Raw genomic sequence first — 17,270 nt, 5'->3', positions numbered from 1 at the left:
TTTGAGGCTTAATTATGAAGATACAGCTTCGACAATTTGACGTATTGAAATCTACAAATGTTACCGCCGTAAGTTTTGCCCGAGAAGGAGCTGCGGAAGGTACCGTCATAGTTGCGAAACGCCAGGAGAATGGACGCGGCAGGATGCGCCGCGTCTGGACTTCGCCGGAAGGCGGCTTATGGTTCAGCGTTATCCTGCGTCCGCAAATCGATCCTCAATACGCTGCGCAGGTTACGTTGCTGATGGGCGTAGCGGTTTGCCAGGCTTTACGCAGACTTTATGCCACGGACGATATAATGATAAAATGGCCCAACGATTTATTACTTCGCAAGAAAAAAGTTTGCGGCATCCTTTCGGAGCTGCAGCTGAGCGAAGACGGCGAAATAGATTACGCCGTGGTGGGCGTAGGCGTTAACGTGGCTTTAAAGATAGAAGATTTTCCTCCGGAATTAAGAGACGCTGCCGCTTCTTTAAATGTTAGCTTGAACAAAAATTATACCTGCGAAGACGTTTTGGATAATATTTTGCAAGAGTTTAACGGGCTTTATCGGGAGTGGCTTGTTTGCGGCGCCGACGTAATCTTACCGCTCTGGAAAAAACTGAATTGTACTTTGAACCAAAAAGTTTTGGTCAAAGATAACGACGAGGTTATTTTTTCGGGAACGGTAACGGATATCGACGCGGAAGGAGCAATCGTTGTACGCAGCGAAGGAGGAGAATGCCAAAGCTTTGACTTTGGGGAAATCAGTATCCGTTAAATAGAGAAGGAGTGATTGAGAATGGCGGAACCAAGCAAGCAGGACTTTTTGGAAACCAGCATTAGAAGCGCTGGTACGGCCGCGATGCTTTTGGCTATTACCCAAACCCTTTACGACGAGGGGATGATGAAAAAACTGGTAGCTAAAAGCGGCTTCAAGGCTGTGGTCACAGAAGTCGGCGGCAAAACTACCTTTGACGATTTCAATGAAAAAATAAATCGGGCTGTAATCGGTGCCTGCCTCAATTCAGGCATCATACAAAAAAGCACCAATGATATCCACGCGATAATCCACGCTACCGAAGAAGCTAAAAGAGGCATTTTGGTTAGCGTGAGTACGAGCGCTAGCCTGGCTATGAAAATTGCCGTGGCTAGGGACGAGCATTGGATTGCAGTTGCCTTGTTTGGCAAATCGGCGCTGCACTATATGACTAATCACGAGCGTGCAGGGCTGGGAGTTATGCATATATAGCCAACGAACTTCTACAATAAAATAGTGGAGATGAGAGAGAGCTAGAGCAGGGGCGTACTTCTGCTATAAAGGCTCTCTCTTTTTGTTTGGCGCAATATATGGCTTTCAATTCAGAAAGGAGAGACCGTAATGGAGTTCAAAAAAGTTACTCGTGAGTGGGACACTCTCAAAAAGGACGCGATGGAGCGCGCTAAAAACGCAGCTCATCTTGTCAAAGAGGGAAAAATCGTTGATGCGAAAGATGTAGTAGCGTTACTGGAAGCAGTAATCAAACCTTACGACAAGGTAAACATCGAAGGCAACAACCAGAAGCAAGCCGACTTTTTGGCTAAGGCTTTGTGCCAGGTTGACCCCGCTAAGATTCATGATCTGCACATGGTTCAATCCGTGCTGACTCTTCCCGAACATCTGGATGTATTTGAAAAAGGTATCGCCAAGAAATTGGATATGTCTTTCTCCGGGCCGCAGGCTGGACGCATCGCGCAATTCCTGCAGGAGGGCAAACTGGAGCTGGGCGCTATCCATACTTATTTGGAATTGTACGGCCGTTATTTCCTTGATTTGACTCCGCGCGTAGCGCTGGTAGCCGCAACCATGGCGGATAAGGAAGGCAATTTGTTCACCGGCTTCAGCACCGAAGATACTCCGGCGATTGTCGAAGCTACTAAATTCCGTCAGGGCATTGTTATTGCCCAGGTAAATCAAATCGTCGATAAGCTGCCTCGTGTAGATATTCCCGCCGATTGGGTCGACTATGTAATCCAATCCCCGAAACCTTTCTACATCGAGCCGCTGTTCACCCGCGACCCGGCTTTGATTACCGACGCGCAGGTATTAAAAGGCATGATGGCTATTAAAGGCATCTACGGCGAATATCAGGTTGAATCCATGAACCACGGCATCGGCTTCGACACCGCGGCTATCGAGCTGCTGCTGCCGACCTACGGCGAAGAGCTGGGCTTGAAGGGTAAAATCTGCAAGAACTTTATCCTGAATCCGCATCCGTCTTTGATTCCGGCAATCGAAACCGGTTGGGTAGAATCCGTTCACTGCTTCGGCGGCGAATTGGGCATGGAAGATTACGTTGCCGCCCGCAGCGACATCTTCTTCGTAGGCCCCGACGGCTCCATGCGTTCTAACCGCGCGTTCTCGCAAACCGCAGGTCATTACGCTATCGATATGTTCATCGGCGGCACGCTGCAAATCGACCCGTACGGCAACTCCTCCACCGCTACCGCTAACCGCGTAGCAGGTTTCGGCGGCGCGCCTAACATGGGCTGCGACCCGAAAGGCCGTCGTCATTCCTCCGGCGCATGGCTGAAATGCGGCGAAGAATACGCGCTCAACAAAGAGTTGTGGGGTCCTGTACGCCGCGGCAAACGCCTGGTTGTACAACTGGCCGAAACCTTCCGCGAAAAACTGGCTCCCGGCTTCGTAGAAGAGCTGGACGCTTTCAAGCTGGCTAAGAACGCCAACCTGTCCATCGAACCCGTAATGATTTACGGCGACGACCTGACCCATATCATTACCGAAGAAGGTATCGCTTACCTGCCGAAGTGCCGCAATATGGAAGAACGCACCGCCGCTATCCGCGGTATCGCAGGCTTCACCGAAGTCGGCATGAAGGCCGACCCGAAAGAGACCAAACGCCTGCGCGAGTTGGGCATCATCAAGACTCCGCAAGATTTGGGTATCGATATGAGCAGAGCTAACCGCTCCATGCTGGCTGCTAAGAACGTACATGATCTGGTTGAATGGTCCGGTGGCCTCTATAACCCGCCTGCTAAATTTAGAAACTGGTAAGAGGAGGACAGTACAATGGCATTACAAAATCTGGAATTTGAATTTAAATCTGAAAATACTCAAACCATTAACCCCGAATGGTTCCATTTGGGCGTAACCGGCAGCGGCGACCTGGAAGTTATGTTCATTAAAGAAGATTTGGGCGGCAATGTTAAAGCCAAAGTCTGCACTCCGGTAGTCGGCTTCGACGCCGTTTGGGAAAAAATGCTGGGCAAATTCGTTAACGACACCGGCGTTGGCAACATCACTATCGAAATCAACGACGACAACGCTACGCCCATCGTAGTTTATATGAGATTGCGCCAGGCGCTGGCAGAAGCAACCGCAAAGGAGGCAGAATAAGATGAAAAGTTGGAATGAGCTGGAGAAGAGCAGCTTCTTTGATGCTAATGCCCGTGAACGTGCAGTGGGCATGTGCGATAAAGGCACCTTTACCGAATTACTGAATCCTCTGGATCGTTTTGAAAGCCCCCATCTGCCCGTATTGGGAACCGCAGTTGAATTTGACGACGGCACCGTAACCGGCGTAGGTCTGGTTGGCAAGCATCCCCTGTTCGTCGTATCCATGGAAGGCAAATTTATCGGCGGCGCTATCGGCGAAGTCAACGGCGCTAAAATGGTCAACACCTTGCGTCTGGCTTTGAAAACCGCTAAAGATATTAAAGCTGCTCACCCTGACGAGTATGAAGCTCGCCGTCCGTTGGTAGCGATTTCCTTTGAAACCGGCGGCGTGCGTTTGCACGAAGCAAACGCCGGCCTCCTGGCTCACGCCGAAGTTATGGACGCTATCCAGGATTGCCGTCGCATTCTCCCGATTGTTGCCGTAGTTGGCTCTAAAGTAGGCTGCTTCGGCGGTATGGGCTTCGTTGCCGCAGCTACCGACGTTATCGTTATGAACGAAGAAGGCCGTATCGGCTTGACCGGCCCGGAAGTAATCGAGCAGGAAATGGGCAAGGACGAATTCGACGCTTCCAACAAAGCATTGGTATACCGTACTACCGGCGCTAAACATAAATACATCATCCAGGACTGCAACTATCTGGTAGAAGACGTTATCGGCGATTTCCATAAGACTTTGGCCGAAGTAGCCGACCTGTCCATGGATGAAATCGAAAAGATGCGCCGCATCGGTTCTTTGCCGCTGGTACAGGAACAACAAGGCCTGGTAAAACTGGTCGGCGATATGCAGCCTAAAGATTCCATGGATTTGTGGAAGTATTTTGGCAACGAAGACCCCGCAGCTTTGCCGGAAATGACTACCGAAGAATTCCTCAAAGTTGTAAAACGCAGAGTTCGCGCATAAAAGAAGGAGGTAAAGAACATGGATGAAATGGAAAACACTATGATTGGCCGCGGTCGCGACGCAATTGAAATGATTGTTGACGCTGGCTCCTTCGCAGAAAATAAAGTAGGTTCCGCCGAGCTGGATCCGGAATACGGCCCTGGCGCCGTTGTCGGCACCGCTCAACTGGAAGGCGAAACCGTAACCGTTATCGCTAACGACGCTTACGCTTTCAACGACCGCTTCCCGGTAGTATTCGGCGGCGTTATCGGTTTGGAAGAAGCTTACAAAATGGCTACTGCCGTATATCGCACTATTGAAGCCGACAAAGAAAAACCTTTGGCTGAGAAACGCCCGATTGTTTTGATTGTCGACACCCCGGGCAACGGCCCCGGCAAAATGGAAGAAATCGCCGGCATGAACAAAGCTACCGGTTCATACCAGCTGGCTTTGGCCGAAGCGCGCAAGACCGGCCATCCCATTATCGCGATGGTAATCGGCCGCGCAATTTCCGGCGCGTTCCTGTGCCACGGTTTGCAAGCCGACGAAATCCTGGCTCTGTCCACTGACTTTGGCACTATGATTCACGTAATGCCCATCACTTCCATTTCCCGTATTACCAAAATGGATATCGAGCGTCTGGAAGAATTGTCCAAGGTCAACCCGGTATTCGCTCCCGGCGTAAACTTCTTCTACAATCTGGGCGGCGTAAAAGAGATTGTTAATAAAGTAGAAGATATGCGCGGCGCTATCGCTAAGCACATTAAAGAAGTGCAAGAGCTGAAAGCCGCCGGCGAAATTGAGAAGCTCGGTCCCTGGGGCCGCGGCTTGGACGGCGACGCTCGCGGCGGTCGCGTAACCCGTTTGAAAGCTATGGCTAAAATGAACGAAGAGTTCGCCGCTGTAGCAGACAAATACATCAACGCTTAATTTTAAGGAAGAAAGAAGGGGTAGTATGAAAGGAATGCTGGCAGAAATTGCCAATATGGTTAAGGACTTTGGATCCGCGCCAACATTTGCCGAAATGCCGCGTAAAACGCTGGCCGATAAAGGAATAGCTGGACCGACTGCCGCTCATACCATTGAAGAGGTTCATACTCCCCTTAATCTGGCTTATCTGACTTTTACCACAGGCTCGTCCGCTTTCCAAAATATTGTCGGAGTTACTTTCGCCGAAATGCCGCGTAAAATCCAGGCGTCGTTTAATGTTTTGCAACGCGCGGGGCTTAAAGCGGGCGATAAGGTTTTGGTAACTTATCCGCCTTTGGTCAACGTGTTTTCTGGCGACGCTATGAAAAAGTACGGTTTGGAATGGCGCTTTTTGGTACGCTCCAGCAGGGACGCTTTTTTGGCGGCTTTGTATGAATTTCAACCGCAGGCCGTGGTCGGCGAATCCTCGTTTATCAGAGCGGCTTTGGAGGACGCCAGGCATATGGGCGTGGCTGACGAATTGCCGCGAGATATCGTTTTGCTGACCGCAGGCACACCGCTGGATTTGGAGCTTTTGCCGACGGCGAAATCCGTACTGAACGCGCGCGTCCACGATTTATACGGCTGTCAGGAATTTGGCTGGCTGTGCATGGACGGCGTGCCGGTGCGCGAAGATATCGAATTGGTTAAGCTTCCGGGCGGCGCGGGACAGGAAATGTTCGAGCTGGTAGTGGGCGGCTTGCCGATGGGCGACAGCTTCCCCGTATCCGCCAGCGGTCATGTGTGCAACAGCGAGGGTAAGATTATTACCTATCGCCGCGAGCGCACCTATCCGGAATATGAAGTGATTGTCAAAGCGACAACGCTTACTTCGACGGTAACTTTAGGCAGAGTCGTCCGTTCCATTTTGCGAATTAAAGGGCGTATCGTTAAGGTAAGCCCCGACGTCGTAACGGGAGCGGAGCATACGGTTTTGGAATTGAAACCAGATTACGTCAGCGCGGGAGAGCAGCCGGGAATTATTATCGAAGGGCCGCAGAAAACGCAGTTCTTTGACGATATGGTACGGGCGCAGCTCGATTATCAACAGAAAGCGAAGGCAGACCCGACATGGACAAAACGCAGTTAAAAAGACACGACTTGGTTTTTGTATCTTCGTCAGGCAAAGAAAAAATATGGCGGGATATCGCCGCTGCTTATAGCGGCGACGCCTGGCAAATGGCGCGGGATGTGTTGCTCGGCGACGCCGACGTTCCCGGATTTGTCCGCCGCAGCGACGAAAGACCGGAAATGCTTGCCGTCGGCTTCGTCCACCACCAACGCTTGCAGGGGAATCGCTTGCGCATCGGCGCTTTCACTACGATGCAGGATATCGTAATGACGATGACGCCTTATGAAGTTATGCAGCGCAGGGCGTTTGCTTTCGACGCGCCTAACCTTTGCATGGAAACCTTGCTCAAGCTTTACAGCTTGGCGGCGGAATACGATTTGCAGATTGGCGCGCTCGGTTCGGCGGCGTTGGAGCTGGCGACCGACCTGCCCTATACGGACGACGAGTCCGATATCGATTTGCTGATTAAACCTGCCGCTTATGAAAAGTTGTTGGACTTTTACCGCACGGCTCAGGAAAATTTTGGCCAAATCAAATTGGATTTCGAGCTGGATTTGCCTAACGGCTACGGCGTAAAGCTTCCCGAAATATTTGCCGATACCAGGACGTTGCTTGGTAAAAGCCTGGATGATGTTAATTTATTATATCGCGCAGATATAATGAAATATTTAAATTGAAATCAAAAGGAGAAATGAATCATGGAAATTAAATCTCGCGTTCCCGGTAAAATCGTACGTTTTGAAAAACAAGTAGGCGACCAGGTTGCTGTTCGCGACGTGTTGATCGTTATGGAAGCCATGAAAATGAAACAACTGGTGCCTTCTCCGGTAGCAGGCGTTGTTAAGGAATACAAAGTACAACCCGGCGATCGTGTTAGCGCGGGCCAAGTTGTAGCCATCGTTGAATAATTTTCTATAGGAACCGGCGATAAAGCGTTATCTACTTTATCAAAGCTCATGACGCAAAGACCCGCGTTATCACAAGCGTAGCGCAGTGAAAACGCGTTGGTCGTGCTAACATCCGAAGGATGAGGAGTATTGATTATGCGCCGTCGTCGCCCTTCCTTGCATCTGGCGCTTTCTAGCCGGTCTTGTGCAGGCTGGCATTTCTAAAATCGCAAATAAAAATAAAATTTGAAATTAAAAGGAGAAATGAATCATGGAAATTAAATCTCGCGTTCCCGGTAAAATCGTACGTTTTGAAAAACAAGTAGGCGACCAGGTTGCTGTTCGCGACGTGTTGATCGTTATGGAAGCCATGAAAATGAAACAACTGGTGCCTTCTCCGGTAGCAGGCGTTGTTAAAGAATACAAAGTACAACCCGGCGACCGCGTAAGCGCAGGTCAGGTTGTAGCTATCGTTGAATAATTCAGGCTTCCCTAACTGAATATTTTCAGCCTTTAGTTGTTTCGCCGCCCTGTTCGTAGGGCGGCGATAATAAAAAATTGTACTAAGGTGGTGTAATTATGGTTATTTATGGTGTTGCTTTACTTGCGTTCTGTTATTTGACTGGCGTATATCTGGGCGATATTCTGGGTGCGCTTTTAGGCGTTAAAGCTAACGTCGGCGGCGTTGGTTTCGCAATGTTATTCTTGATTATTTTGTCCAACAAAGGCATTGACGCCGGTTGGTTGGATAAAAAGAGTCAGGAGGGTATCGCTTTCTGGTCCGCAATGTACATCCCTATTGTTGTAGCGATGAGCTCTATCCAAAACGTAGCCGCAGCTCTTTCCGGCGGCGCAGTAGCTGTCCTGGGCGGCGTACTGGGCATCGTTCTGGGCTTCATCTGCATTCCGCTTTTAAGTAAAATGGGCGGACAAAAACAATAAAAGGGGGTGTAAATTATGGATTTAATGGCAATGTTATCCAAAGTATTGGTTAAGAACGGCCTGATTTTTGCTTTCGTTCTGATTGGTATCGTAAACTTATTCGCTTATAAAATGGCAGGACTGACCAAAGGACGCATTCACGGCAGCGCCGTAGCGATTTTCCTCGGCCTGGTTCTGGCTTATATTGGCGGCGGCGCTAAAGGTATCGCAACCATCCCCATGTTCGCCGGTATCGGCATGATGGGCGGCGCGATGTTCCGCGATTTCGCCATCGTTTCCACCGCGTTCGGCGCGGACTTGCGCGAAATTAAAAAAGTCGGCGTGGTCGGCGTGCTTTCCCTGGTGTTCGGCTTGGTTACTTCTTGGATTGCCGGCGTGGCTATCGCTTATATGTTCGGTTATCGTTCTCCCATTGACTTGTGCACCATCGGCGCTGGCGTAGCGACCTTCGTAGTTGGCCCCGTTACCGGCGCGGCTCTGGGCGCTTCTTCCGAAGTTATTGCAATTTCCATCGCTGCAGGCGTTGTAAAATCCGTATTGGTTATGATTATGACTCCGTTCGTCGCTAAGATGATCGGCCTGAATAACCCGCAATCCGCAATGGTGTTCGGCGGTATCATGGGTACTACTTCCGGTACGGCTGCAGGTATGGCGGCTGTAGATCCTAAATTGGTTCCGTATTGCGCAATGACCGCAACCTTCTACACCGGTTCCGGCTGCCTGACTTTCCCGTCCGTATTCTATTTACTGACGAAGGCTATTTTTGGTTAATAAGTCGGCTGAAAAATAAAGCGTATATATTATTGAAGAAAGCTGGTTGGCATTATGCAAGAGCAACAATTTTTACTTCAACGAGTAGACAAAAACGAAATAAAAATTATCGACAGCTTTTATGCTTGCCAGCTTTCTTCCTTTGATATCGGTTTGCAAAAGACAAGCCAGTATCTTACGCAGGCGATTTTATTAGAAGTAAGCGCCCATCCTAAGCCTGGATTGGTAACGCGCTTATCAAACGGCTCGCATCAGGATATGAGCCTTATGACATTTATGATGAGCTCCGCCGTTTTGAGCAAAGCCTTTCAGGATTTGCAGGATATCGGTATGGCGCATCAAGGTACAGAACAGGAATTATTTGCGAAAATACGCGCTTACGGCGTAACTGCGGAGCAGGAATTGTTGCGCGTTACAAAGGGCGTCAACACTCAAAGAGGTATTCTTTTCGCCGGAGGCATAATCAGCGGAGCGGCTGGGTACGCAATGAACCGCGGCCTGGATTGCAGCGCTTTGCTGCCTCTTATCAAGGAAATGACCGCCGGTTTGGTCGATAATGAGTTACGCTGCCTGCAAGATGAAGCAAGGACGGCGGGCGAAAAATTATATCGCGATTACGGGATTACCGGTATTCGCGGCGAGGTAGAAAAAGGTTTTCCCAGCGTTGTGTATCACGGGCTGCCGGCTTTACAAGAAGCTTTCGCTCGCGGAGCGTCTTTGAACGACGCTTTAGTGCATACTTTATTGGCGCTCATGACGACGGTGGAAGACAGCAACGTAATTTGGCGCACCGACGTGCATACGTCGCGCGAAGTGCAGGCTATCGCGGCCGATATTTTAGCCAAGGGCGACGTCTTTACCGAAGCGGGGCGTAGGGCTTTGGCTGAAGCGGAAAAATATTTCGTTTCACGCCGCATCAGTCCGGGAGGCAGCGCAGATCTGCTTTCTGTAACCATAACTTTTTATTTACTTGCAAATAAGGAATTCCCAACCGATATATTTTAGGGACATGGTATATCGGGGTGTTCCTTGACATAAAAACACAAATGCTTAGCACGAAATGCTAAAAACTCCTCCATTAAGCATGGTAAGGTTCGGTTGCTCGACCGAGCCTTATTATGCGTTAAGAAGAAAGCGAGAGATTTGGAAATGCTTACTTTTATTTTTCAAGCGCTGGACGGTATTTTTACTATCGTTTTCGTCGTAGGCATCGGTTACGCGCTGGCTAAAAAAGGCTGGTTCAACGAAAGCAGCAGCTCGCTGATAGCCAGACTCGTAACCAGCGTTTCCCTTCCTTTATATATGATAACCAGCTTAACGAAAAATTTTACGTTGGAAAAGCTTGTGCAGCTGGCGCCGGATATGCTGCTCCCGGTAGGCTCCATGCTTTTGGCTATGTGCGTCGGCGTTTTCGCTGCCAAATTATTGAAAGTGCGCCGCGGGCGCAAGGGCGTTTTCATTACTAATTTTTTTATTGCCAATACGATGTTTATCGGGCTGCCGGTAAATTTAGCTTTATTTGGCGATGAAAGCATACCTTCGGTGATGCTGTATTATATGGTCAATTTAACCTTCTTTTGGACTTTGGGCGTGCGCAATATTGTGGCGGACGCTACGGGCGTGCGCGAAGGCTTGTTTTCCAAAACTGTGCTGAAAAAGCTGTGGTCGCCGCCGCTGATGGGGTTTGCGGCTGCAATCTTAATGATTGTTTTAGATATCCGCTTGCCTAATTTTTTAGCGCGCGGCTTTCAGTATGTCGGTAATTTGACGACGCCGATGTCCTTGATTTTTATCGGCATTGAGATTAGCAAGATTGGCTTGCGTGAATTTAATTTTGAACGCGATATCGTAGGCGGGCTTTGCGGGCGCTTTCTGGTTTGCCCGCTGTGCGTGCTGGCTTTAGTGCCGCTGATTAATGTCGCGCCGATTTCCGTGAAAGTGTTTACTATGCAGGCTGCGATGCCGGCGATGACGCAGATGGCTATAGTAGCCAAACAGTACGGCGCGGACAGTAAGTACGCGGCGGCCTTGAGCTTTATCACGATTCTCTTTGGTTTATTGGTAATACCTATTTACATGACGGTCGTTAATGTCTGGTTTTAAAACGGCAGAATAAATTCAAGAAAGGCGGTAGCTTATGGAACCGGAGAAAATTATTCGCAAAATGTGGAGCAGCAACGCTTTTATGAACGTGCTCAAAATTCAGATTAAGGAAGTGCATTGCGGCGGCGCAACCTTGGAAATGCCCATTGATTTTGATATCCATACCAATCATTGGCTGGGCGTACACGGCGGCGCAATGGCGGCGTTGGCCGACTGCGTTACGGGGATTACCTGCGCTTCCGTCGGTAAAATTTGTACGACGCTGAATATGAATATCGATTATATCAGCAATATGCGCGGGCTGGGAGCCTTGACTGTGAGCAGCGAAATTCTGCATAAGGGGCAGTCGACCATCAATATTGCCGCCAAGATTACGGACGACGCGGGCAATATCATTTGCAATGTTACTTACATCATGTTCGTCATGGATAAATTAAACGAAGTTCCGGAAAAATGGTAAAGACAAAAGCAGGTATGAATCGCTTCATACCTGCCGCTTTTTTATCTGTATTTATTGGTGTGCTTCTTGCGCGCGTGCTGCTCCCGATAGTCCGCCTGCACCTGGTACACCTGATAAATGTACAGCGCGCATAAGGGAAGGGCAATGATGAGGCCCAGCCAGCGGTTATTTAAAAAGTAGCTGCCCGCCATACCGGCTGCCAGGCTGAGGATTACCACAAAAAGCATATTGACCTTGTACTTCATAAGTAATTTTTTCATAGAGCTATCTTCCTCCTAAATTTTATGTCGTCTGCGGCAGCGGCTGCGGGCAGCTGCCGTTTTATGGATAACGTATTTTATGAGCCGGGCAGTAATTCCCTCGGTACGACGATATTATGCGTAGGGATTTTTGCCGGGTCGAATAAAGGCAGCAGCTCCTGCGCGCTGATGGGCTCAGGTGCAGGCAGCTGTCCGGCCAGGTACGCTAAAAGGCCGACGATGGGCCGCGGGTCGCCGTACTGCCGCCGCAGCACGCCTATTTCCAAATCGCCGTCCCGTTTGGCCAGCCTGCGTCCGTCCGGGTCCGTCAAAAGCGGAATGTGGCAAAAGGCCGGCGGCGTCAAGCCCAGCAGGCGGTAAAGGTAAAGCTGCATGGACGTGGAGCTTAATAAATCGCAGCCGCGCACTACCTGAGTCACGCCCATTAAAGCGTCGTCCACGGTTACGGCCAGCTGATAAGCAAAAATACCGTCGCTGCGGCGGACGATAAAATCGCCGCTCTCGTGAGCCAGATTATAGCTCTGCCCGCCGTAATGCCCGTCGGTAAAGCTAATCGCTTCGTCCCGGACTTCGATGCGGTAAGCAGGACGCCTTTGCTGCATTTTGCTCGCGCGTTCAGTTTCCGTAAGCTGGCGGCAGACGCCGGAATATAATACGCGGCCGTCGCTGAGATGGGGCGCTTCGGCGGCGTGGAGCTCGGCGCGGCTGCAAAAGCAGGGATAGATTAGCTTTGCTTGCGTCAGCTTGTTGAAATATTTTTCGTAAATCGCGGAACGTCGGCTTTGAAAATAATCTTCGCTGTCAGCGCCGCCGTAAGCGCCCTCGTCCCAGAAAAGCTGCAGCCATTCCAAATCGCGGGCCAGCATGTCGGCGTTGGCGCGCGGGCAGCGCCGCGCGTCTAAATCTTCAATACGCAAAATAATTTTGCCGCCGCCGCTTTTGGCATAAAGCCAGGCCAGCAGGCTGCAAAAGACGTTGCCCAAATGCAGAAAGCCGCTGGGAGTCGGCGCAAAGCGTCCTATGGGCGCGTTGATTTTATTTTTTCTTGTCGGATTTTCGTTAGGCGGCAATGTCATCTGAAGCGCATCCTCGCTGAAATATTTGACGGGCGTATTACAGCCTGCATTTTATATTTTAACATATAAGGAGCCGCTTGTGTAAAATATTTGTGATGAAGGTCAAAAAGTCGAGAGTATGGTATAATTAGAATGTGAAAAGTTTTTCTTAATTGTAAAAGACAAACGAGGTGAGAAAATAATGGAAGAAAGAATTACCGACGGCTTTAAGGATAACGAGGATATCGCATGGGAAGCGGAAAAAATTTGCCGCTGGGCCGCGGCCCGCGCCGGTGTGATTGTGGTAGCGCCCGTAATGGGAACGATGGCGCTGATGGCCAACGAGGTGTATATGATTACCCGCCTGGCAGAGCTGCGGGGAATAAAATTAAGCGAAAGCGCCGTGCTGGGGCTTTTGGGCTCTTTGGGCGCCACCTTTGTGGGACAGACGCTGGTGACGCTGATTCCCTTTGCGCCGGTGCAGATTCCCGTGGGAATTTCCGTAACCTACGCCGTGGGCAAGGTAGCCAACGCCTGGCTGCAGGCCGGCAGGCCGGAGGACGTCGCCGCCTTTAAAGAAATTTTCGACGAGGCTAAGGACGAGGGCTTGCGGCGCTTGCAGGAGTTCCGCGACATGGATTGCAAGGATAAGCCCTTGGGCGACGAAAGCAAACGCTTTTCGCTGGACTCGCAGGAGCTTTTCGATAATGTAAGGCGTAAAGCGGACGCGGCGGAATATAAGCTGAGCGACGTGATGCGCAAGGTTAAGGACAGCTTGAAGTGATGGAAAGGTTACAAGCTCCGGCGACGCGGCCGGAGCTTTTTTCTGCGAATATTTTTCCTGTCGCGTCCGGCGACTGGAAACGATAGCGTGAAGCCGCGCGGCATCTTTACTTTTGCCGCCCTGGTGTAGTACAATAATATATTGAAGTAATATACCTGTAAAGGGGGAGCCTTTGTGATTCGGAAAACCTCTGCCATGGTGGAGGCCGGCATTTTAGCGGCCGTCGCTATCGTTATGGCTTTAATAAGTATGTATGTGCCTGTGCTGGGCGCGTTCGTTAATTTTTTGTGGCCCTTGCCCATTGTTATCTGCGGCTGCCGCCACGGTTTTAAATGGAGCGTAATGACGCTTCTGGTAGCGACGATTATTATCGCTATGGTCATCAGCCCCATTAACGCCTTTTTCCTGGCGGCGATTTTTGGCCTGCTGGGTTTGATTCTGGGCGAATGTATGCGCCGCCATCTGCCGCCGATGCAGATGATGCTGTACGGCAGCATCGGCGCGGTTTTGGCGCTGATTATCAACATCGTTTTGAGCTTTTTGGTTTTGGGCATCGACCCCATCGAGATGATTTTTACCTCCTTCCATGAAAGTCTGGGCCAGCTGGCGGCTTACTACCGCGAGCACGGCATGGGCGAGGAGGAAATCAAAAAGATTGTGGACGGCTATGCGGAAATGCTGCGCATGATGCGCGTTATTATGCCGGGCGCTTTCCTGCTGTGCGCGCCGATTATGGCCTTTGTCAATTATATCGCCGCGAAAAAGATTTTGACCAAGCTGGGCGAAAGCTTTACCGATTTTCCGCCCTTTGTCAAGTTGCAGGCGCCGGGCTGGGTGCTGTGGCCTTACGGTATTTCGCTGCTGGCCGTAACCTATTTTTACCAAACGGACCAGAGCAGCTGGCTGTACACCTTATCCGTCAATGTGCAGACCGTGTGCAGCTTTGTGCTGGTGCTGCAGGGCGTCGTGCTGCTGTACTGGTTTGTCGAAAGCAAGGGCAAGCCGCGCTGGTGGGCTAATCTGGCTACGGCGCTGCTGTTTGTTATTCCGTTGTTTTCCCAGATTATAGTGTATGTGGGCGCCTTTGATATGGTGTTTGACTTCCGCAAAATTCGTAAAAAATATTAGGATGGGAGGCGGCGCTGTATGTTTAACAGATTTAACCGCAATATGAATTCCAAAGTGGATACGAATATTTATCTGCTGCTGATTGTGCTTCTGGCTCTGGTGGTCTGCTACCTGCAGCCCAAGCTCATCGTGCCGGCGCTGCTCATTGTGGGCGTGACCTATTATTTTGGCCGCCGCAATATTATTAATAAAGAAATTTTTTTCAGCAGCTATCTGGATAATATTATCCGCAATATCGAGCGCACCAATCATTTTGCCGTGCGCAAGCTGGATATTGGTATGGCGGTTTTTTCCAAGGACGGCAAACTGCAATGGAAGAACGAGCTGTTCCAGCAATGGGTGGGCAAAAGAAATCTGGAGGGCAAAAAGCCGGAGGAAATTCTGCCTTTAAAAGAAAACGCCTTTGAAATGCTGTGCGTGCGCGACGGAGAGCAGGTTATTCAAATGGAGGGCCGCTATTATCGCATGAAGTACGCCAGCGTGCAGACGCAGGAGCGTTCGCTGAAAAAGGAAGATTTGAGCACCAGCAGCGGCTTGATGATTTATCTGACGGATATTACCGACTTCGAGCTGCTGCGGCAAAAGTACCGCAACGATAAGCTGTGCCTGGCTTACGCCCGCTTCGATAATTACGAAGAGGTAACGCGGGGGCTGAGCGAAACCAATATCGCCAATTTGAACGGCGAAATTAACGAGCTGCTGAGCAAATGGGCAGCGCAGCAGCATGGCTTTATCTGCCGCATGAATAAAGAAATCAGCCTGCTGGGCTTTACCCAGTCGGCAGTTTTGGATATGATGGAGGATAAGTTTACAATTCTCGATCGCGTGCGCGAGGTGCGCAGCGGCAATAAATTTGCGCCCACCTTCAGTATCGGCGTGGCCTGCGACGGCGTAACGCTGGAAGAGCTGGTGCAGAACGCCAACAAAAGCTTGTATATGGCTTTGGGCCGCGGCGGCGACCAGGCCGTGGTGATGAAGGATAAAAATACGCAATTCTTCGGCGGCACCAGTACGGTGGCGGCCAAAAGTACCCGCGTGCGCGCCCGCATCGTGGCGCAGACCATTCGCGAGCAAATGCTGCAGGCCGATAGAATTTTTGTTATGGGCCATTATAACGAGGATTTTGACGCTATCGGCGCTACCATAGGCATGGCTAAGCTGGCCTTATCGCTGCAAAAAGAAACTTATATCGTACATAGCGAGCACAGCGAATATTATGACCGTATTGTGGAGGTGCTGGCAAAAGAAGATATCGTTTTATCGAATAATCAAACGGAATACCTCAACATAGCGGTTGACGGCGAAGAAGCGCTGCGCTTGGCTACACCCAAGAGTCTGCTTATCATCGTTGACCACCATCGCGCCGTTCTGTCCGCCAGCCAAAAGCTATTGGAAGCTATCAAGGCGCGGATTATTATCGACCATCACCGGCGCGCGGAGGATATTATCGGCGATACGGCGCTGCTGTACCTGGAGCCGTCCAGTTCTTCCACCAGCGAGCTGGTGACGGAGCTGATTTGCTATTTTGACGACAGCCTAGACATTCTGCCGTCGGAGGCTACGGCTCTGTATGCCGGCATTGTACTGGACACAAAAAATTTCGCTGTGCAGACGGGCGAGCGCACTTTTGAAGCGGCTGCGCTTTTGCGCCGCTGCGGCGCTAATCCTACGTTGGTACGGCTGCTGTTTAAGGATAATATGGAAATTGTACAAAAACGGGCGCGTTTGGTTGCGGAAGCGAAAAAGCCTGTGGATGGGCTGGCTATTTCCGTTTACCGCAACGCGCCGCACGATACAGGTTCTTCTGTAATTGCCGCACAAACGGCGGATACCCTCGTTACTATCGACGGGATAGCCGTAAGCGTGGCGATTGTTGAATATAAAGACGGTTCTTTGGGCGTTAGCGCCCGCAGCGACGGCAGCGTTAATGTGCAGTTGATTATGGAAGAGCTGGGCGGCGGCGGCCATCAGACGGTTGCCGGCGTGCAGCTGGCCGATAAGCGCGCTAAGGACATAGAACCGCAAATTATTGCGTTGGCAAAAAAACAATTAGAGGAGCGAGATAATAATGAAAGTAATTCTGCTGCAAGATGTTAAAAACTTAGGTAAAAAGGGCGATATCGTAGAAGCCGCCGAAGGCTATGGCCGCAATTTTTTGCTGCCGCGCAAGCTGGCGAAGGAAGCTACCGCAGCTAATCTGAATCAGGCAAAGGCCGATAAGGCGACCGCCGCTCACCGTGCCGCGCAGGCTAAGGACGAGGCCGTAGTTTTGGGAGCGCAGGTGGAAAAGGTTGTCGTCGTGATGAAGGTGCGCGTGGGCGAAAACGGCAAAATGTTCGGCTCCGTAACCAGCAAGGACGTGGCCGAAGCGCTGATTAAGCAAACCGGCATGAATATCGACCGCCGCAAAATCGAATTGAAGAGCGCCGTTAAGGGCCTGGGCGAATACACCGCCGTAGCTAAGCTGCACACGGACGTAACCGCAGCCTTTAAGGTGCTGGTTGAAGCTGAATAATTAAAAATAA

Annotated in this window: 21 protein-coding genes; 19 read left to right on the top strand and 2 right to left on the bottom strand. The window is 50.5% G+C overall.

Going from position 1 to position 17,270, the window contains the following annotated elements:
- The first annotated feature begins 14 nt into the window (after positions 1-14).
- The 15 genes from Q4E64_RS04270 (at position 15) to Q4E64_RS04200 (ending at position 11,518) form a co-directional block, all read left to right on the top strand.
- Positions 15-758 (top strand): biotin--[acetyl-CoA-carboxylase] ligase, encoded by a 744-nt coding sequence (locus Q4E64_RS04270; protein WP_303166456.1) that lies wholly within the window; start codon positions 15-17, stop codon positions 756-758.
- Between the two features lie 21 nt (positions 759-779).
- The gene (locus Q4E64_RS04265; protein ID WP_303166455.1) at positions 780-1,229 is read left to right on the top strand and encodes a HutP family protein; all 450 of its coding nucleotides are present in this window, start codon (positions 780-782) and stop codon (positions 1,227-1,229) included.
- Between the two features lie 129 nt (positions 1,230-1,358).
- Positions 1,359-3,032, top strand: a complete 1,674-nt coding sequence (gene mdcA / locus Q4E64_RS04260) for a malonate decarboxylase subunit alpha (RefSeq protein WP_303166454.1) — start codon at positions 1,359-1,361, stop codon at positions 3,030-3,032.
- Between the two features lie 15 nt (positions 3,033-3,047).
- Positions 3,048-3,374 carry a malonate decarboxylase acyl carrier protein gene (gene mdcC, locus Q4E64_RS04255; protein ID WP_303166453.1) on the top strand — a complete coding sequence of 109 codons (327 nt, stop codon included), beginning with the start codon at positions 3,048-3,050 and terminating at the stop codon, positions 3,372-3,374.
- Position 3,375: 1 nt separating this feature from the next.
- Positions 3,376-4,335: a biotin-independent malonate decarboxylase subunit beta gene (locus tag Q4E64_RS04250; RefSeq protein WP_303166452.1), complete on the top strand. Its 960-nt coding sequence runs from the start codon at positions 3,376-3,378 to the stop codon at positions 4,333-4,335.
- Between the two features lie 27 nt (positions 4,336-4,362).
- Positions 4,363-5,244 (top strand): biotin-independent malonate decarboxylase subunit gamma, encoded by an 882-nt coding sequence (gene mdcE / locus Q4E64_RS04245; protein WP_368501507.1) that lies wholly within the window; start codon positions 4,363-4,365, stop codon positions 5,242-5,244.
- 25 nt (positions 5,245-5,269) lie between these two features.
- Complete coding sequence (locus Q4E64_RS04240; protein ID WP_303166449.1) at positions 5,270-6,373, top strand: acyl carrier protein; 1,104 nt, start codon at positions 5,270-5,272, stop codon at positions 6,371-6,373.
- Complete coding sequence (gene mdcG / locus Q4E64_RS04235) at positions 6,355-7,032, top strand: malonate decarboxylase holo-[acyl-carrier-protein] synthase (protein WP_303166448.1); 678 nt, start codon at positions 6,355-6,357, stop codon at positions 7,030-7,032. The genes Q4E64_RS04240 and mdcG overlap by 19 nt, the downstream gene beginning before the upstream one ends.
- Before the next feature lie 21 nt (positions 7,033-7,053).
- Positions 7,054-7,263, top strand: a complete 210-nt coding sequence (locus tag Q4E64_RS04230; protein ID WP_293728474.1) for an acetyl-CoA carboxylase biotin carboxyl carrier protein subunit — start codon at positions 7,054-7,056, stop codon at positions 7,261-7,263.
- A 250-nt stretch (positions 7,264-7,513) separates the two neighbouring features.
- Positions 7,514-7,723, top strand: a complete 210-nt coding sequence (locus tag Q4E64_RS04225) for an acetyl-CoA carboxylase biotin carboxyl carrier protein subunit (RefSeq protein WP_293728474.1) — start codon at positions 7,514-7,516, stop codon at positions 7,721-7,723.
- Between the two features lie 98 nt (positions 7,724-7,821).
- Positions 7,822-8,184, top strand: coding sequence for a malonate transporter subunit MadL (gene madL / locus Q4E64_RS04220; protein ID WP_303166447.1), 363 nt, complete (start codon positions 7,822-7,824; stop codon positions 8,182-8,184).
- Positions 8,185-8,199: 15 nt separating this feature from the next.
- Positions 8,200-8,955 (top strand): malonate transporter subunit MadM, encoded by a 756-nt coding sequence (madM, locus tag Q4E64_RS04215; RefSeq protein ID WP_303166446.1) that lies wholly within the window; start codon positions 8,200-8,202, stop codon positions 8,953-8,955.
- A gap of 54 nt (positions 8,956-9,009) precedes the next feature.
- Positions 9,010-9,960 (top strand): triphosphoribosyl-dephospho-CoA synthase CitG, encoded by a 951-nt coding sequence (gene citG / locus Q4E64_RS04210; protein WP_303166445.1) that lies wholly within the window; start codon positions 9,010-9,012, stop codon positions 9,958-9,960.
- A gap of 144 nt (positions 9,961-10,104) precedes the next feature.
- Complete coding sequence (locus Q4E64_RS04205; RefSeq protein ID WP_303166444.1) at positions 10,105-11,058, top strand: AEC family transporter; 954 nt, start codon at positions 10,105-10,107, stop codon at positions 11,056-11,058.
- Positions 11,059-11,092: 34 nt separating this feature from the next.
- Positions 11,093-11,518: a PaaI family thioesterase gene (locus Q4E64_RS04200; protein ID WP_303166443.1), complete on the top strand. Its 426-nt coding sequence runs from the start codon at positions 11,093-11,095 to the stop codon at positions 11,516-11,518.
- Between the two features lie 41 nt (positions 11,519-11,559).
- Here Q4E64_RS04200 and Q4E64_RS04195 read toward each other — a convergent pair whose 3' ends face one another.
- Both Q4E64_RS04195 and gluQRS read right to left on the bottom strand, forming a co-directional pair.
- Complete coding sequence (locus Q4E64_RS04195) at positions 11,560-11,778, bottom strand: hypothetical protein (protein WP_303166442.1); 219 nt, start codon at positions 11,776-11,778, stop codon at positions 11,560-11,562.
- Positions 11,779-11,855: 77 nt separating this feature from the next.
- Positions 11,856-12,854, bottom strand: a complete 999-nt coding sequence (gene gluQRS, locus Q4E64_RS04190) for a tRNA glutamyl-Q(34) synthetase GluQRS (RefSeq protein WP_303166440.1) — start codon at positions 12,852-12,854, stop codon at positions 11,856-11,858.
- A 181-nt stretch (positions 12,855-13,035) separates the two neighbouring features.
- Here gluQRS and Q4E64_RS04185 point away from each other — a divergent pair, with 181 nt between their 5' ends.
- From Q4E64_RS04185 to rplI, 4 genes are all read left to right on the top strand, one after another.
- The gene (locus tag Q4E64_RS04185) at positions 13,036-13,617 is read left to right on the top strand and encodes a hypothetical protein (RefSeq protein WP_303166438.1); all 582 of its coding nucleotides are present in this window, start codon (positions 13,036-13,038) and stop codon (positions 13,615-13,617) included.
- A gap of 174 nt (positions 13,618-13,791) precedes the next feature.
- Entirely contained in the window at positions 13,792-14,745 is a 954-nt protein-coding gene (locus Q4E64_RS04180; RefSeq protein ID WP_303166437.1) for a YybS family protein, read from the top strand.
- 18 nt (positions 14,746-14,763) lie between these two features.
- Positions 14,764-16,842: a DHH family phosphoesterase gene (locus tag Q4E64_RS04175; protein WP_303166435.1), complete on the top strand. Its 2,079-nt coding sequence runs from the start codon at positions 14,764-14,766 to the stop codon at positions 16,840-16,842.
- On the top strand, positions 16,814-17,260 hold the full coding sequence (rplI, locus tag Q4E64_RS04170; protein ID WP_293728457.1) for a 50S ribosomal protein L9: 447 nt from the start codon (positions 16,814-16,816) through the stop codon (positions 17,258-17,260). The genes Q4E64_RS04175 and rplI overlap by 29 nt, the downstream gene beginning before the upstream one ends.
- Positions 17,261-17,270: the final 10 nt, after the last annotated feature.

Source organism: Phascolarctobacterium sp. (assembly GCF_030531065.1).
Classification (GTDB): Bacteria; Bacillota; Negativicutes; order Acidaminococcales; family Acidaminococcaceae; genus Phascolarctobacterium_A.
The sequence above is the reverse complement of the archived record's forward strand: the minus strand, read 5'-3'. Positions and strand labels throughout refer to the sequence as shown.

What these genes read in the sequence shown, in the direction of transcription:
- Q4E64_RS04265 (WP_303166455.1), top strand. Translation starts at nt 780, where the DNA reads ATGGCGGAACCAAGCAAGCAGGACTTTTTGGAAACCAGCATTAGAAGC.
- Q4E64_RS04175 (WP_303166435.1), top strand. Translation starts at nt 14,764, where the DNA reads ATGTTTAACAGATTTAACCGCAATATGAATTCCAAAGTGGATACGAAT.
- mdcG (WP_303166448.1), top strand. Translation starts at nt 6,355, where the DNA reads ATGGACAAAACGCAGTTAAAAAGACACGACTTGGTTTTTGTATCTTCG.
- Q4E64_RS04205 (WP_303166444.1), top strand. Translation starts at nt 10,105, where the DNA reads ATGCTTACTTTTATTTTTCAAGCGCTGGACGGTATTTTTACTATCGTT.
- citG (WP_303166445.1), top strand. Translation starts at nt 9,010, where the DNA reads ATGCAAGAGCAACAATTTTTACTTCAACGAGTAGACAAAAACGAAATA.
- Q4E64_RS04270 (WP_303166456.1), top strand. Translation starts at nt 15, where the DNA reads ATGAAGATACAGCTTCGACAATTTGACGTATTGAAATCTACAAATGTT.
- rplI (WP_293728457.1), top strand. Translation starts at nt 16,814, where the DNA reads ATGAAAGTAATTCTGCTGCAAGATGTTAAAAACTTAGGTAAAAAGGGC.
- mdcA (WP_303166454.1), top strand. Translation starts at nt 1,359, where the DNA reads ATGGAGTTCAAAAAAGTTACTCGTGAGTGGGACACTCTCAAAAAGGAC.
- Q4E64_RS04240 (WP_303166449.1), top strand. Translation starts at nt 5,270, where the DNA reads ATGAAAGGAATGCTGGCAGAAATTGCCAATATGGTTAAGGACTTTGGA.
- madM (WP_303166446.1), top strand. Translation starts at nt 8,200, where the DNA reads ATGGATTTAATGGCAATGTTATCCAAAGTATTGGTTAAGAACGGCCTG.
- Q4E64_RS04250 (WP_303166452.1), top strand. Translation starts at nt 3,376, where the DNA reads ATGAAAAGTTGGAATGAGCTGGAGAAGAGCAGCTTCTTTGATGCTAAT.
- madL (WP_303166447.1), top strand. Translation starts at nt 7,822, where the DNA reads ATGGTTATTTATGGTGTTGCTTTACTTGCGTTCTGTTATTTGACTGGC.
- mdcE (WP_368501507.1), top strand. Translation starts at nt 4,363, where the DNA reads ATGGAAAACACTATGATTGGCCGCGGTCGCGACGCAATTGAAATGATT.
- Q4E64_RS04230 (WP_293728474.1), top strand. Translation starts at nt 7,054, where the DNA reads ATGGAAATTAAATCTCGCGTTCCCGGTAAAATCGTACGTTTTGAAAAA.
- mdcC (WP_303166453.1), top strand. Translation starts at nt 3,048, where the DNA reads ATGGCATTACAAAATCTGGAATTTGAATTTAAATCTGAAAATACTCAA.
- Q4E64_RS04200 (WP_303166443.1), top strand. Translation starts at nt 11,093, where the DNA reads ATGGAACCGGAGAAAATTATTCGCAAAATGTGGAGCAGCAACGCTTTT.
- gluQRS (WP_303166440.1), bottom strand. Translation starts at nt 12,854, where the DNA reads ATGACATTGCCGCCTAACGAAAATCCGACAAGAAAAAATAAAATCAAC.
- Q4E64_RS04195 (WP_303166442.1), bottom strand. Translation starts at nt 11,778, where the DNA reads ATGAAAAAATTACTTATGAAGTACAAGGTCAATATGCTTTTTGTGGTA.
- Q4E64_RS04185 (WP_303166438.1), top strand. Translation starts at nt 13,036, where the DNA reads ATGGAAGAAAGAATTACCGACGGCTTTAAGGATAACGAGGATATCGCA.
- Q4E64_RS04225 (WP_293728474.1), top strand. Translation starts at nt 7,514, where the DNA reads ATGGAAATTAAATCTCGCGTTCCCGGTAAAATCGTACGTTTTGAAAAA.